Genomic DNA, 14,676 nt, shown 5'->3' with positions numbered 1-14,676 from the left:
CGGCTCAGACAGTGAAGCCCAGCGCGCGTAGCTGCTCGCGGCCGTCGTCGGTGATCTTGTCGGGGCCCCACGGCGGCAGCCACACCCAGTTGATCTCCAACTCGGTGCACAGGCCGCTGCCGATGAGCGCTGCGCGTGACTGGTCCTCGATCACGTCGGTCAGCGGACACGCCGCCGACGTCAGGGTCATGTCGATCTTGGCGACGGCGTCGTCGGTGACCTCGATGCCGTAGACGAGTCCGAGATCGACGACGTTGATTCCGAGCTCGGGGTCGACGACGTCGCGCATCGCTTCCTCGACGTCCTCGAGCTGGGGCAACGAGGTGCTCGGCGCGCTGACGGGCGCGTCAGCCGCGGGCGTCTCGACAGGGGGCGTCTCGACTGCGGCAGTATCTGCCAAAGGCTGTTCGGTCATGGGGCTTCCACCTGTTCTGATTCACGTTCTTCCACCGACTGCGCCAGGGCGTCCTTGAACGCCATCCAGCCCAGCAGTGCACATTTGACGCGTGCCGGATACTTGCTCACTCCGGCGAACGCGATGCCGTCGCCGATGATGTCTTCGTCGCCCTCGTCGGAGCCGCGCGAAGTCATCATCGCGTTGAACGACGCGACCGTGGCCAGCGCGTCGTCGACGCTGGCACCCTCGAGCTGGTCAAACAGCACCGATGTCGACGCCTGCGAGATCGAGCAGCCCTGCCCGTCGTAGGAGATGTCGGTGACGGTGTTGCCGTCGTCGGACAGCGCGACGCGCAGGGTCACCTCGTCACCACATGTCGGGTTGACGTGATGGACCTCTGCGCCGAACGGCTCGCGCAGCCCGCGGCCGTGCGGGTGCTTGTAGTGATCGAGGATCACGTCCTGATACATCTGCTCCATACGCATGTCAGACGACCCCGAAGAACTTCTGCGCCTTGACGATTGCCGCGGCGAGAGCGTCGACCTCGTCGTGCGTGTTGTACACCGCGAACGACGCACGAGCCGTCGCGGCAACTCCGAAACGTCGGTGCAGTGGCCACGCGCAATGATGTCCGACGCGGATCGCGACACCCTCGTCGTCGAGGATCTGTCCGAGGTCGTGTGCGTGAATGCCGTCGACGACGAACGAGACTGCGCCGCCACGGTTTTCGGTCGTGTTCGGTCCGACGATGCGCAGTCCATCGATCTCACCGAGCGAGCGCAATGCATGCTCGACGAGCGAATGCTCATGCGCGGCAACAGCGTCCATCCCGATCGCCGACAAGTAGTCGACCGCTGCACCGAGTCCGACGACCTGCGAGGTCATCGGCACGCCTGCCTCGAACCGCTGAGGCGGATCGGCGTAGGTGGTTGCCTCCATCGTGACGGTCTCGATCATCGATCCGCCGGTGATGAACGGCGGCAGCGCGGCCAGAAGTTCCGCTTTGCCGTACAGCACGCCGACACCCGACGGTCCGAGCATCTTGTGTCCGGAGAACGCCGCGAAGTCGACGTCGAGGGCACGGAAATCGACGGGCATGTGCGGAACCGACTGGCAGGCGTCGAGCACGACGAGCGCACCGACAGCACGTGCGCGGCGAACCAACTCGTCGACGTCGGCCACGGCACCGGTCACGTTGGACTGGTGCGTGAACGCGACGACCTTCACGGTGTCGTCGAGCTCGAGTGAATCGAGGTCGATGCGACCGTCGTCGGTCACCCCGTACCAGCGCAGGGTGGCGCCCGTGCGTCGGCACAGCTCTTGCCACGGAACGAGATTCGCGTGGTGTTCGAGCTCGGTGATGACGACTGTGTCGCCCTCGCCGAGTTGGCGGCCTCCGAACAGCGGAGCGCTGCGGTCATCGCCGAGCGTGTAGGTGACCAGGTTCAGCGACTCGGTGGCGTTCTTCGTGAACACCGTCTCGGGTGCGGTGACACCCACAAAGGCGGCAATCTTCTCGCGGGCACCCTCGTAGTCGTCGGTGGCTTCCTCGGCGAGCTGATGCGCGCCACGATGCACCGCGGCGTTATGGGTCGTCAGGAACTCACGCTCGGCATCGAGCACCTGGACCGGACGCTGCGAGGTGGCACCGGAATCGAGGTAGACCAACGGCTTTCCGTCGCGAACGGTGCGAGACAGAATCGGGAAATCGGCACGGATGGCGTCGACGTCGAGCGTCGAAGCCTGATCGGCCACGGTCTCCGTCGACATGACTCAGCCCGCCGCAGCAGCCGTCGTGAAGCGGACGTAACCGTTCTCTTCGAGCTCGTCGGCCAGTTCGGGGCCACCGGATTCGACGACGCGACCGTTGACAAACACGTGCACGAAGTCCGGCTTGATGTAGCGCAGGATTCGCGTGTAGTGCGTGATCAGCAGAATGCCGCCGTTCTCCTCCGCCTTGTACGTGTTCACGCCCTCGCTGACAACGCGCAGGGCGTCGACGTCGAGGCCGGAGTCGGTCTCGTCGAGAATCGCGAACTTCGGCTTGAGCAGGTCGAGCTGCAGGATTTCGTGGCGCTTCTTCTCGCCACCGGAGAAGCCCTCGTTGACCGAGCGCTCGGCGAACGACGGATCGATGTCGAGCGCGGTCATCGCTTCCTTGGTCTCCTTGACCCAGTGGCGCAGCTTGGGAGCCTCGCCACGGACCGCGGTCGCCGCTGTGCGCAGGAAGTTCGACATCGAGACGCCGGGAACCTCGACGGGGTACTGCATCGCGAGGAACAGACCTGCGCGGGCGCGCTCGTCGACACTCATCTCCAGCACATCCTCACCGTCGAGGGTGATGGTGCCGCTGGTGACCGTGTACTTCGGGTGGCCTGCGATGGCGTAGGAGAGCGTCGACTTGCCGGAGCCGTTGGGGCCCATCAGTGCGTGGGTCTCCCCCGACTTCACGGTGAGGTCGACGCCTTTGAGGATGTGGATCGGCTCGGCGTCGGTGTCGGACTGCGCGACGTCGACGTGCAGGTCACGGATTTCGAGTGTGCTCATGTGGCTTTCTTTCTGGGGCTGGGTGATCTCGACAAGCTCGATCAGCGGGTTCGGTCTCGGATCAGCGGGTTCGGTCTCGATCAGCGGGTTCGGTCTCGATCAGCGGGTTCGGTCTCGATCAGCGGGTTCGGTCTCGATCAGCGGGTTCGGTCTCGACATGCTCGATCAGCTGGTTGAAGCGCGATCAGGCACCGGAGATCTCGAGTTCGTGTTCGATTGCGGCGGAGAGACGTTCGCGCAGCTCGGGCACCGTGATCTTGGCGATGACCTCGCCGAAGAATCCACGGATGACGAGGCGTCGGGCCTGGTCTTCCGGAATGCCGCGGGCCTGCAGGTAGAACAGCTGCTCGTCGTCGAACCGGCCGGTGGCGCTGGCGTGGCCCGCGCCGACGATCTCGCCGGTCTCGATCTCGAGGTTCGGCACCGAGTCGGCGCGCGCGTTGTCGGTGAGCAGCAGGTTGCGGTTGAGCTCGAAGGTGTCGGTGCCCTCGGCTTCCGGACGGATCAGCACGTCGCCGATCCAGACCGTATGCGCCTCACGACTGCGGTCGCCGGACGGATCTCCTTGCAGCGCACCCTTGTACACCACGTTGGAGCGGCAGTTCGGCTGGTTGTGGTCGATGAGGAGTCGCTGTTCGAGATGCTGTCCGGCATCGGCGAAGTACAGACCCCAGAGTTCGACGTCGCCGCCCGGCGCCGCGTAGCGGACCAGCGGTGAGAGGCGGACGAGGTCGCCGCCGAGGCTGATCGCGAAGTGACGCAGTACGGAATCGCGACCCACCTTAATGTGGTGCGTTGCGACGTGCACGGCGTCGTCGGCCCAGTCGTGGACATTGACGACCGTCAGCGCGGCTTGGTCGTCGACGATGAATTCGACGTTCTCCGCGTAGGTTCCGCTGCCCTTCTGATCGAGAACGACGACGGCGCGCGCGAATGCCTCGAGGCGGATCTGCACGTGACCGAACGCCGTCTTGTCGACGCCGGGACCCTCGAGCGTGATCACGATCGGGTCGGCGACCTCGACCTCGCGGGCGACGGTGACGACCGTGGCCTCGTCGAAGGACGAATATGCCTGCGCCGCAATGCGATCGAACGGGACTCCGCCCTGTCCGAGTCGCTTGTCGTCGCGCCCGACGGTCTCGACGGTGACGCCGTCACCGGCGCCGGTGACCGAGACAGTCGCCTGTCCGTCGGCCGTCGCGCTGCCATCGTGCAGGCCGCGCAAGCGTCGGAACGGGGTGAATCGCCACGCCTCTTCACGTGAGCTGGGAACCTCGAACGCCTCGACGTCGAATGAGGTGAACAGTTCGCCCTTGTTGACGGGCGCGAGTGTGCTGCCCGGAACCGAGACCGGGATTGTCGGATCAGCCATCAGCCGACGGCTCCTTCCATCTGAAGTTCGATGAGGCGGTTGAGTTCGAGTGCGTACTCCATCGGGAGTTCCTTCGCGATGGGCTCGACGAATCCACGCACGACCATGGCCATCGCCTCGTCCTCGGTCAGTCCGCGACTCATCAGGTAGAAGAGCTGATCGTCGCTGACCTTGGAGACGGTGGCCTCGTGACCCATCGTGACGTCGTCCTCGCGGATGTCGACGTACGGGTAGGTGTCGCTGCGGCTGATGGTGTCGACGAGCAGTGCGTCGCACTTCACCGTCGAACGGCTGCCGTGCGCACCGTTGTTGACCTTGATCAAGCCGCGGTAGGAGGCTCGTCCACCGCCACGCGCGACCGACTTGGAGACGATGTTGCTCGAGGTGTGCGGCGCGAGGTGGACCATCTTGGAACCCGTGTCCTGATGCTGACCCTCACCGGCGAATGCGACGGAGAGCACCTCGCCCTTGGCGTACTCGCCTGTGAGCCAGACGGCCGGGTACTTCATCGTGACCTTCGAGCCGATGTTGCCGTCGATCCACTCCATCGTGGCGCCCGCCTCAGCCTTGGCACGCTTGGTGACCAGGTTGTAGACGTTGTTCGACCAGTTCTGGATGGTGGTGTAGCGGCAGCGTCCGCCCTTCTTCACGATGATCTCGACCACGGCCGAGTGCAGTGAGTCGGTCTTGTAGATCGGCGCGGTACAACCCTCGACGTAGTGCACGTAGGCACCCTCGTCGACGATGATCAGCGTCCGCTCGAACTGGCCCATATTCTCGGTGTTGATCCGGAAGTAGGCCTGCAGCGGGATGTCGACGTGCACGCCCGGGGGCACGTAGATGAACGATCCGCCCGACCACACCGCGGTGTTCAGCGCGGAGAACTTGTTGTCGCCTGCCGGGATGACCGATCCGAAGTACTCGCGGAAGAGCTCGGGATGCTCCTTGAGACCGGTGTCGGTGTCGAGGAAGATCACACCCTGCTGCTCGAGATCCTCACGGATCTGGTGGTAGACCACCTCGGACTCGTACTGAGCGGCGACACCTGCGACGAGACGCTGCTTCTCGGCCTCGGGGATGCCGAGCCTGTCGTAGGTGTTCTTGATGTCCTCGGGCAGGTCTTCCCAGGAAGCGGCCTGCTTCTCGGTCGAGCGCACGAAGTACTTGATGTTGTCGAAGTCGATGCCGTCGAGCTCGGCGCCCCAGTGCGGCATGGGCTTGCGGTCGAAGATGCGCAGCGCCTTGAGGCGGTTCTCGAGCATCCACTCCGGTTCGCTCTTCTTCGACGAGATGTCGGCGACCACGGCGTCGGAGAGTCCACGCTGCGCGCTCGCTCCAGCGACGTCGGAATCGGCCCACCCGTATCCGTACGTGCCGAGTGAGGCGATGGTCTCCTCTTGGGTCAATGGAGCCTGTCCATCTGTAACTGTCATCGCTGGGCCTTTCGACTCGTCTGCTTCGGGTCGGCGACGGCGTCATTGCCGGGCTGGTTGTCGCCGATCATCAGGGGGACATGCGTTGTACACGCGCAATCGCCGTTGGCGATCGTCGCGAGACGTTGTACGTGCGTACCGAGAAGCTCGGTGAACGCCGCGGTTTCTGCCTCACAGAGCTCGGGGAACTCCGCCGCGACGTGTGCCACGGGGCAGTGATGCTGGCAGATCTGGACGCCGGAGCCGACCAACCTGGTGTTGGCGGCGTAACCCGCGCTGGTGAGGGCGTCGGCGATCTCTTCGACGGTGTCGGCGACAGAACCGGACTCCGCGACGGGACGTACCCCGTCGACGATGCCCTCGATGCGGTCGCGCGCGAACTCACCGATCGCTTCCTCGCCGGCGATGTCGCGGAGTTTGCGCATGGCAGCTCCGGCGAGATCGTCGTATGCGTGTTGAAGCTTTCCGCGGCCGGTCGCCGTCAGTTGGAACCACTTCGCCGGCCTGCCCCGACCGCGCTCGCCGCCCCGGCCGAAACCGGGCGAGGCGTGTTCGGCATCACCGGCATCGACGAGAGCGTCGAGATGACGACGCACGCCTGCTGGACTGATACCCAACCGCTCGGCGATCTCTCCCGCGGTCAGCGGCCCGTCTTCGACGAGCAGCGACACCACGGCAGCACGCGTCTGCCCGTCGGCATGCATGGCTCCTGGATCGGCGACCACACCGGGACGGGCGCTGTCGGCAGACAGCACTGCATCACTCCGCATGGTTTTCACAACGCCAGTGTGACGTAATTGCTTCCCGGCTTCCAGCAAGGGTGACCTAAGGGGTTGGCCCGCACGGTGCTCAGGTGCGGCATCGGAGGACCGCGAGGCGGCAACCATTACAGTCGTCTCGTGCCTGAAACCAGTGTCCTGCGTCGTGCCGCGACGTACCTCGGGCTGAAGTCTGCCCGACCAGCCGACACGGATTCCGATACGCCCGGCGGCTACGGCCGGTCGGTGGCGACACTGCACGAGACCGAGCAGGAAGTCGGCCCACTCAACGCGGAAGAGAATCGACGCCTCTTCCGGATCAAGATTTTCGGAGCCACCGGTTCGGTGCTCCTGCTGATCGGTTCGCTGGGTACCGGCCAGATCCCCGTGCTGCAGAATCCCGTCGCCGGGATGCGCCTCCTGTCGCTGCCGTCCCGAATGTGGAGCACGGCGCTGACGATGTCGATCGGCGGAACGCTGATGCTCGTCGTCGCGTGGCTGATGATCGGACGCTTCGCGGTCGGCAGGTTCAGCGTGGAGGTGCTCGAAGGTCGAAGCCCGCAGCGGCGCATGACCCGCCGCCAGGCCGACAGCACGCTGCTGCTCTGGATCGCCCCGATCCTCGTTGCTCCCCCGCTGCTCAGCAAGGACATCTACTCGTACCTGGCACAGAGCGCCATCGCCGAACGCGGCATGGATCCGTACTCGGTGAGCCCCGTCCGCGGACTCGGCGTCGACGACGTCCTGACGCGATCGGTGCCCAACCTCTGGCGAGACACCCCCGCACCCTATGGCCCGTTCTTCATCTGGATCGGTGAGGGCATCACCAAGATCACCGGCGACAACATCACCGCGGCGATCTTCCTGCATCGACTCGTTGCGCTGCTCGGGGTGGGCTTGATCGTCTGGGCGCTACCCCGCCTCGCACGGCGCTGCGGGGTGTCGGGAGTTGCCGCGCTCTGGCTCGGCGCGATGAATCCGCTCGTGATCCTGCACCTCGTCGGAGGCATCCACAACGAGGCACTCATGCTCGGCCTGATGCTCGTCGGATTGGAGCTGTGTTTCGCGGGGATCTACAGCAGCGGGAGGTTGCGGGGCTCCGGATTCTGGCCGACCCAAGCCGGGTGGATGCTCATCGCCGGCACGGCGGTGATCGCGGCGTCGTCCATGGTGAAGGTCACATCGATGCTCGCCCTCGGATTCGTCGGTATCGCCCTCGCGAGACGGTGGGGCGCCACTCTGCCCGCGCTTCGTCATGCTCCGGTGAGTACCTGGTGGTCGCGCTCGCGCGATTCCGTGCGCGCACTCGCGGCGTCGGCAGGCTTTCTCTTCGTGATTCTCGCCATAGTCGTCGTGGGCATTTGTCTAGGCACAGGACTCGGTTTCGGCTGGACCACGACGCTGTCGACGGGCGAGATCGTTAGATCCTGGATGTCGATGCCGACGTTGATGTCGGTGAGCACGGGCAGGGTCGGCGTGTGGCTCGGCCTCGGCGATCAGACGCAGGCCATCCTCGACGTCGCGCGACCGATCGGGCAGCTCATCGCCGCGATCTTCGTCGTCCGCTGGATGCTGGCGACGCTCGCCGGACGACTACACCCGCTCGGCGGTCTCGGCATCGCGATGGCGACCGTCGTCTTGTTCTTCCCGTTCGTGCAGGCCTGGTACCTGTTGTGGGCCGTCATCCCGCTCGCCGCGTGGGCGACCGGCCCGTGGTTCCGCGTACTGAGCATCGCGGCGTCGGCGATCATCGCGATCGTCGTCATGCCGACCAGCTCCAACACGAGCGGCGTTGTGCTCGCGCAAGGACTGCTCGCCGGTGTGATCATGGTCGCGGTCCTGACGGCGCTGTTCTTCGAAGATCTGCCGTTCACCCGGCACAGACGCCGACGGTCGTCGTCGAACGCCGACACGTGACGACGTCGGGCACGGGGGTGTCCGAGGGAACACCGTTTTCTCTCCAGCACCCCTCAACGCATAGTCTTGGCGTGTGCGCAGCACGGCTTCACCTTCACCATCTCCGGCAGACGATCCGATGACCGATCGTCGCCCTCGCGGATCCGTATCGACGGACGCGACGACAGAACCCGACGCCGCACTCCGCGTACGCGGACTGGTGAAGCGATACGACGACCGTGCCGCCGTCGACGGACTCGACCTCGATCTGGAGACCGGAACCGTCCTCGCACTCCTCGGCCCCAACGGCGCGGGCAAGACCACGACGGTGGAGATCTGCGAGGGATTCCTCCACGCCGACGAGGGCAGTGTGTCGGTGCTCGGCCTCGATCCGTGGCGTGACAACGACCGACTACGCACACGGATCGGCGTCATGCTGCAGGGCGGCGGCGCATATCCCGGCGCTCGCGCCGAAGAGATGCTGCGCCTGTGCGCCGCGTACTCGGCCGACCCCATCGATCCCGATTGGCTGCTCGGCGCCCTCGGTCTCGAATCAGCCGCGCGTACCCCGTTCCGGCGCCTCTCCGGCGGTCAGCAGCAGCGGCTTTCGCTCGCGTGCGCCATCGTCGGCCGACCGGAACTGGTCTTCCTCGACGAACCCACCGCGGGACTCGACGCCCAGGCACGCCTGGTGGTCTGGGAGATCATCGACCGCCTGCGCGGCGACGGCGTCTCGGTGTTGCTCACCACACACCTCATGGACGAAGCAGAAGAACTCGCCGACCAGGTCGTAATCATCGACCACGGGAAGGTCGTCGCGAACGGCACCCCGGCGGAGTTGACCAGCCGCGGAGCCGAGAACGAACTGCGGTTCACCGCCCCGCGCGGACTCGACCTCACGATGCTCGAACTTGCACTTCCCGAGGACTATCGCTGTACCGAACCGCTGCCCGGCAATTACCTGGTCAGTGGCGACGTGACACCACAGGTGTTGGCGACGGTGACCGCGTGGTGCGCCAAGATCAACGTGCTCGCCACCGACCTGCGCGTCGAGACCCGCAGCCTCGAAGACGTCTTCCTCGACCTCACCGGACGGGAGTTGCGTCGATGACCGCCGCACGGACACGGTCGACGTCGCGGTTCCCGCCGGGAACCTTCGCGCCGAACCCGCAACCCGCGTCGCTTCCCGCCATGCTCGCCGCACAGACGCGGCTCGAGTTGACCCTGCTCCTCCGCAACGGTGAGCAGCTGCTGCTGACCATGTTCATCCCGATCACACTGTTGATCGGCTTGTGCCTCCTACCCCTCGACACCGACCTCGGCACGACCAATGCCGAGCGCGCAGCGACGTTCGTGCCCGCCATCCTGACCGTCGCGGTCATGTCGACCGCGTTCACCGGACAGGCCATCGCCGTCGGGTTCGACCGACGCTACGGCGCACTGAAAAGACTTGGGGCGACGCCGATTCCGCGGTGGGGCATCATCGCGGGCAAAGCGATGGCCGTCGTCATCGTCGTCATCGCACAGGCAATCCTGCTCGGAGCGATCGGCTTTGCCTTCGGATGGCGCCCCGAACCCGTCGGCCTACTGATCGGCGCCTTCGTCATCGCGCTCGGCACGGCTGCGTTCTCGGCCCTCGGGTTGCTGCTCGGCGGAACACTCAAGGCAGAGGTCGTCCTGGCGCTGGCGAATCTCCTGTGGTTCGCGATGCTGGGCATCGGCAGCCTCGTCGTGATGTCGTCGCGCGTACCCGACTCCGTGTGGTGGGTGGCGCGCGTCGTGCCGTCCGGCGCGTTGACCGAAGCGCTACAACAAGCTGCCGACGGACGTGTCGACGTCTTCGGCGTAGTGGTTTTGCTGGCCTGGGCCGTCGTCGGCTCGGCGCTGGCAGTGAGGTGGTTCCGATTCCAATGACGACGTCAGAAACCCGTACCGAGCGGTCCCCTGAGTCCAACGATGCCGAATCGCGGGACACCACGACTCGGCGTCGCGGCCTGTTGGGCCGCGTCCCCGGATTCGCAGATCCGACGGCGCGTTTCGTTTACGGCTGGGCAATCGCACAGTTGGTGGTCAACGTCGGCATCGTCGTCACCGGAGGCGCGGTGCGTCTCACCGGTTCGGGTCTCGGCTGCCCGACGTGGCCTCAGTGCACCGACGGTTCCTTCGTTCCGCATCAGGCGCTCGGGATGCACGGAGCCATCGAGTTCGGAAACCGGATGCTCACCTGGGTCCTGGTCGTCGTGGCCATCGGCACATGGCTCGCCGTGTTCCGCCGACGCGGCTCGACGCGCGGCGACCGCTGGCTGGCGACACTCATCGCGCTCGGCATCCCGTTCCAGGCTGTCATCGGCGGCATCTCCGTGCTCACCGATCTGAATCCGTGGGTCGTCTCGCTGCACTTCGTCTTGTCGATGGCGTTGGTATCGGCGGCAACCGTTTTGGTGTTCCGTACCTCCCCTTACGAGCGGGAGAAGTCGACCAACGTCGTGGCAGCTCGCCTCGGCAGCGCCCTCTCGTGGCTGATCTACGTGCTCACCTGGGCGACCATCTACGTCGGGACCATCGTCACCGGATCGGGGCCGCATGCCGGTGATGCCGATGCGCCGCGCAATGGACTCGATCCGAGCGCGATGACGCAACTGCACGCCGACTTCGTGTTCGTGCTCGTGGGTCTTGCACTGGCAGGCGCCGTCACCGCACGGGTGCTCCGCATGCCCCAGACCCGCGCCGCGCTCATCTACGTCGGGCTGCTGGCACTCCAGGGCGTGATCGGTGGCATTCAGTACGCCACGGACCTACCGATGGTGTTGGTCATCGCGCACATGCTCGGGAGCGCGCTGTTGATGATCGGCGCCACCTGGCTGGTGCTGTGGTTCGGCAGGGACCAGCGGGCAGGTGGCGATCAGCAGGATTCCACCCGACGCGAAGTCAGCGACGCACCCGTCAACTGACCGGGCACGCCTGCTGGACTGTCAGATGATCGCGCTGTTGCGCGCCTTGGGGAAGTGCTCGGAATGGGCGACCCAGCCGGCCATCTTGCGATAGTGCTCGGGCGACACGGTTGCCTTCGACGTCAGCTCCCGATCCCACTCCCCGATCTCGAGGCCCGGCACGGCGTCGACGACGGCATGTGCGGTCGCGATGTCGTCGACGACCCGGTCGCCGAGGTATCCGTCGGACTCGCCGACGAGCGTGATGCGTACCCCGGCGGTGCCGATGGGCTGCAGGACCGCCTTGGCAGCGCCGCCCTCGCCCGCGACGAACTTCTTGATCGAGGCGACGACCTCGGCGGGCGCCTTGACCGGCGGTGTCGAGCTCTCGGCCTTTTCGGTGGTCTGCTCATCGCTCATGGTCTGTAGAGCATACCGACCGACGGCCGGTGGCCCATCCGAGGTGTGCGGCAGCCGCAGACTTGGCAGAGTTGTGTTCATGAACTCGCCCGCGCAGGAGCGCGAAATCCTCACCTGGGAACTCAACGGCGTCGCCTGCCGCGAGCTGGCCCAGATGGTCGCAGACGACGGGTATGTCCCCGACATCATCATCGGGATAGCTCGCGGCGGCCTCATCCCCGCCGGAGCAATGGCCTATGCGCTCGACTGCAAGCTGATGCTGTCGCTCAACGTCGAGTTCTACACCGGCATCGGTGAGACGCTGTCGGAGCCCGTGATGCTCCCCTCGCTACTCGAGAGCAGCGGCCTGCACGATCAGCGGGTGCTTGTCGTCGACGACGTCGCAGACTCCGGGAAGACCCTCAAACTGGTCGACGACTTCTGCGAACAGCAGGGCCGCGTCGCCGAGGTCCGCAATGCGGTGATCTTCCAGAAGCCGCACACCATCACGACTCCCGACTACTGCTGGCGCACCACGGACAAGTGGATCAACTTCCCGTGGTCGGTGGATCCGCCGGTCGTCGGCACGAGGAACTCCAGCAGCGAGTCGGACCTCTAGCGTGGCGTTCGGTACCGGCGACGGCCACAATTCCGCGCCGTGTAGAAACGACTCATGCGCGCAATTCAGGTGACACATCACGGCGGTCCCGAGGTGCTCAACTACGGGACCGTCGACGACCCCATCCCTGCTCGTGACGAGGTGATCGCGCGGACCACCGCCATCGGGGTCAACTTCATCGACACCTATCTACGGCGTGGCATGTACCCGTCGACCCCGCCGTATGTTCCGGGCACCGAGGGCGCGGGCGAGATCGTCGCGGTCGGCAGCGACGTCACCGACCTCGAGCCCGGCCAACGGATCGCCTGGGTCGACGCGCCGGGTTCTTACGGCGAACTCGTTGCGGTACGCGCCGCCCGTGCCATCCCCGTTCCCGACGGTGTTCCCGACGTCGTAGCGGGCTCGACGATGCTGCGCGGCCTCACCGCCCACTATCTGCTCGACGGCAGTGCACACCCAGCGGCTGGTGACACGATCCTGCTGCACGCGGGCGCCGGGGGCGTCGGCCTGATCCTGACGCAACTCGCCAAGCGTCGTGGCATCACGGTGATCACCACCGTGTCGACAGACGAGAAGGCAGCGTTGTCGGCGCAGGCGGGTGCCGACCACGTCCTGCGATACGGCGACGACCTCGTCGGTCAGGTCCGCGAGCTCACCGACGGCAAGGGGGTCCCGGTGGTGTACGACGGCGTCGGAGCCGACACCTTCGAACAGTCACTCGCCTCGACCGCGGTCCGCGGGATCGTCGTCGTGTTCGGCGCGGCCAGCGGACCTGTCCCACCGTTCGATATCCAGCGACTCAATCCGGCGGGCTCGCTGTCGGTGACGCGTCCGACGCTCGGCCATTTCATCGCCGACACCGACGAATTGCGGTGGCGTTCGGGTGAGTACTTCGACGCTGTTCTCGACGGCCTCGATGCCCGCGTCGGTCAGGAGTATCGCCTCGCCGACGCCGCACAGGCGCAAACGGACCTGGAGAACCGGATCACAACGGGAGCCACCGCACTCATTCCGTGAGGCGGTGACGCCGACCTGCGGCCACTCGTCAGAAGTAGCTGGCGATGGTCGGCAGGTTGACCACGGCGTCGATGGCGAGTCCGCAGAACAGGGCCGCGAGATACTCGTTCGACTGCAGGAACACCTTCAACGGTGCCACCTCGACGCCGCGACGAGTGTCGCGATAGAGCTTGTGCACCCGGTTGAGGAACCACACGCCCGCCACCACGGCGACGCCGGCGTAGATCCAGCTCGCGGCTCCGATGAGCAGGAACGAGCAGATCACCGTGAGCCACGTGTAGATGAGGATCTGGCGGGTGACGTGCTCTTCGGTGGCGATCACCGGCAGCATCGGTACGCCCGCGGCCTTGTAGTCCTCGCGGTAGCGCATTGCCAGTGCCCAGGTATGCGGCGGAGTCCAGAAGAAGATCACACCGAACAGCACGATCGGCTGCCAACTGAGCGAACCTGTGACCGCAGCCCAGCCGACCAACGTCGGCATACATCCGGCCGCGCCGCCCCACACCACGTTCTGCCAGGTACGACGCTTGAGAATCAGCGTGTACACACCGACGTAGAAGATGATCGTGGCGGACACGAGCAGCGCGCTCAGGAGGTTTGCCGACCACCACAGGACAGCGAACGAGGCCACCCAGAGCAGCAATCCGAAGATCAACGCGTTGGTTCTCGTCACCGCGTGACGAGCCAGCGGACGCTTCGCGGTGCGTCGCATCTTCTTGTCGATGTCGGCGTCGACGACCATGTTGAGCGTGTTCGCGCTCGCCGCGCCCAACCAGCCACCGAGCAGCGTGAACGCGATGATTCTGAGGTCGACGTGTCCACGATCTGCCTGCAGCATGACCGGGATCGTCGCCACCAGCAGCAATTCGATGACACGAGGCTTGGTGAGCGCGATATAGGCCATCACCGTGCCGCGAACGCGAGCGACGAGACTCGTGCCGACGGTCGTGTTCGATTCGCTGACGGGGCGGTCAGAATCCACCTCGGACGTGCCGCGAGAAGTGGCGGAACCATCTCCGCTCACACGCTCACCGATCCTCACGTCAACTCCCCTGCCCCGCCGACGATTCGGCTCGCGGGCATTTCCGACTACTACTCAGCATGGTAGACGCTGGGGTGTTCGATCAAAGAATTGAGGCTCCGCGCCGTCGGCGACCTGCGACGACCGGCTGACATGACGATCGTTACCGGCCACCCCCCACACCGACGGCACTAGCCGATTACTCTGGTCATCGTGGGTCGAAAGGCCCTGCATCAGCACTCGGACGTAACGCCCGCGAGTTGGCGTTCGCCCGACACACCAGCACC

At 65.6% G+C, this 14,676-nt stretch carries 15 protein-coding genes; 6 read left to right on the top strand and 9 right to left on the bottom strand.

Features of this window, described 5'->3' with window-relative positions:
- Positions 1-4 precede the first annotated feature (4 nt).
- The 7 genes from ACRVY7_RS12410 to ACRVY7_RS12380 all read right to left on the bottom strand — a co-directional run bounded on the left by ACRVY7_RS12410 (position 5) and on the right by ACRVY7_RS12380 (position 6,519).
- Entirely contained in the window at positions 5-415 is a 411-nt protein-coding gene (locus ACRVY7_RS12410; protein WP_049697314.1) for a metal-sulfur cluster assembly factor, read from the bottom strand.
- Positions 412-882, bottom strand: coding sequence for a Fe-S cluster assembly sulfur transfer protein SufU (gene sufU, locus ACRVY7_RS12405; protein WP_049697313.1), 471 nt, complete (start codon positions 880-882; stop codon positions 412-414). Before sufU ends, ACRVY7_RS12410 begins: the two co-directional genes overlap by 4 nt.
- Position 883: 1 nt before the next feature.
- Positions 884-2,167, bottom strand: coding sequence for a cysteine desulfurase (locus ACRVY7_RS12400; RefSeq protein ID WP_431817256.1), 1,284 nt, complete (start codon positions 2,165-2,167; stop codon positions 884-886).
- 3 nt (positions 2,168-2,170) lie between these two features.
- Positions 2,171-2,944 carry a Fe-S cluster assembly ATPase SufC gene (gene sufC, locus ACRVY7_RS12395; protein WP_431817255.1) on the bottom strand — a complete coding sequence of 258 codons (774 nt, stop codon included), beginning with the start codon at positions 2,942-2,944 and terminating at the stop codon, positions 2,171-2,173.
- Positions 2,945-3,128: 184 nt separating this feature from the next.
- On the bottom strand, positions 3,129-4,316 hold the full coding sequence (gene sufD / locus ACRVY7_RS12390) for a Fe-S cluster assembly protein SufD (protein ID WP_431817254.1): 1,188 nt from the start codon (positions 4,314-4,316) through the stop codon (positions 3,129-3,131).
- Positions 4,316-5,749, bottom strand: coding sequence for a Fe-S cluster assembly protein SufB (gene sufB, locus ACRVY7_RS12385; protein WP_049697309.1), 1,434 nt, complete (start codon positions 5,747-5,749; stop codon positions 4,316-4,318). The genes sufD and sufB overlap by 1 nt, the downstream gene beginning before the upstream one ends.
- Positions 5,746-6,519, bottom strand: coding sequence for a helix-turn-helix transcriptional regulator (locus ACRVY7_RS12380; protein ID WP_049697308.1), 774 nt, complete (start codon positions 6,517-6,519; stop codon positions 5,746-5,748). The genes sufB and ACRVY7_RS12380 overlap by 4 nt, the downstream gene beginning before the upstream one ends.
- A gap of 129 nt (positions 6,520-6,648) precedes the next feature.
- On the opposite strand from ACRVY7_RS12380, the gene mptB reads away from it, so the two are divergent.
- The 4 genes from mptB to ACRVY7_RS12360 all read left to right on the top strand — a co-directional run bounded on the left by mptB (position 6,649) and on the right by ACRVY7_RS12360 (position 11,354).
- Entirely contained in the window at positions 6,649-8,424 is a 1,776-nt protein-coding gene (mptB, locus tag ACRVY7_RS12375; protein WP_200903194.1) for a polyprenol phosphomannose-dependent alpha 1,6 mannosyltransferase MptB, read from the top strand.
- Between the two features lie 118 nt (positions 8,425-8,542).
- Positions 8,543-9,514, top strand: a complete 972-nt coding sequence (locus ACRVY7_RS12370; protein WP_049697306.1) for an ABC transporter ATP-binding protein — start codon at positions 8,543-8,545, stop codon at positions 9,512-9,514.
- Positions 9,511-10,317, top strand: a complete 807-nt coding sequence (locus ACRVY7_RS12365; protein ID WP_431817253.1) for an ABC transporter permease — start codon at positions 9,511-9,513, stop codon at positions 10,315-10,317. Before ACRVY7_RS12370 ends, ACRVY7_RS12365 begins: the two co-directional genes overlap by 4 nt.
- Positions 10,314-11,354, top strand: a complete 1,041-nt coding sequence (locus ACRVY7_RS12360) for a COX15/CtaA family protein (RefSeq protein ID WP_431817252.1) — start codon at positions 10,314-10,316, stop codon at positions 11,352-11,354. The genes ACRVY7_RS12365 and ACRVY7_RS12360 overlap by 4 nt, the downstream gene beginning before the upstream one ends.
- Positions 11,355-11,375: 21 nt before the next feature.
- Here the strand turns inward: ACRVY7_RS12360 and ACRVY7_RS12355 are convergent, their stop codons facing one another.
- Positions 11,376-11,753 (bottom strand): hypothetical protein, encoded by a 378-nt coding sequence (locus tag ACRVY7_RS12355; protein WP_331436632.1) that lies wholly within the window; start codon positions 11,751-11,753, stop codon positions 11,376-11,378.
- Between the two features lie 79 nt (positions 11,754-11,832).
- Here ACRVY7_RS12355 and ACRVY7_RS12350 point away from each other — a divergent pair, with 79 nt between their 5' ends.
- Positions 11,833-12,351, top strand: coding sequence for a phosphoribosyltransferase (locus ACRVY7_RS12350; RefSeq protein WP_049697517.1), 519 nt, complete (start codon positions 11,833-11,835; stop codon positions 12,349-12,351).
- A 54-nt stretch (positions 12,352-12,405) separates the two neighbouring features.
- Positions 12,406-13,368 (top strand): quinone oxidoreductase family protein, encoded by a 963-nt coding sequence (locus ACRVY7_RS12345; protein ID WP_431817251.1) that lies wholly within the window; start codon positions 12,406-12,408, stop codon positions 13,366-13,368.
- Between the two features lie 28 nt (positions 13,369-13,396).
- On the opposite strand, the gene ACRVY7_RS12340 is transcribed toward ACRVY7_RS12345, so the two are convergent.
- The gene (locus tag ACRVY7_RS12340; protein WP_152929978.1) at positions 13,397-14,410 is read right to left on the bottom strand and encodes a heme o synthase; all 1,014 of its coding nucleotides are present in this window, start codon (positions 14,408-14,410) and stop codon (positions 13,397-13,399) included.
- Positions 14,411-14,676 lie beyond the last annotated feature (266 nt).

Origin of the sequence: Gordonia jacobaea (genome assembly GCF_965344965.1) — a bacterium.
In the GTDB taxonomy this organism is placed as follows: domain Bacteria; phylum Actinomycetota; class Actinomycetes; order Mycobacteriales; family Mycobacteriaceae; genus Gordonia; species Gordonia jacobaea.
This window is presented reverse-complemented; position numbering and strand designations above follow the sequence as displayed.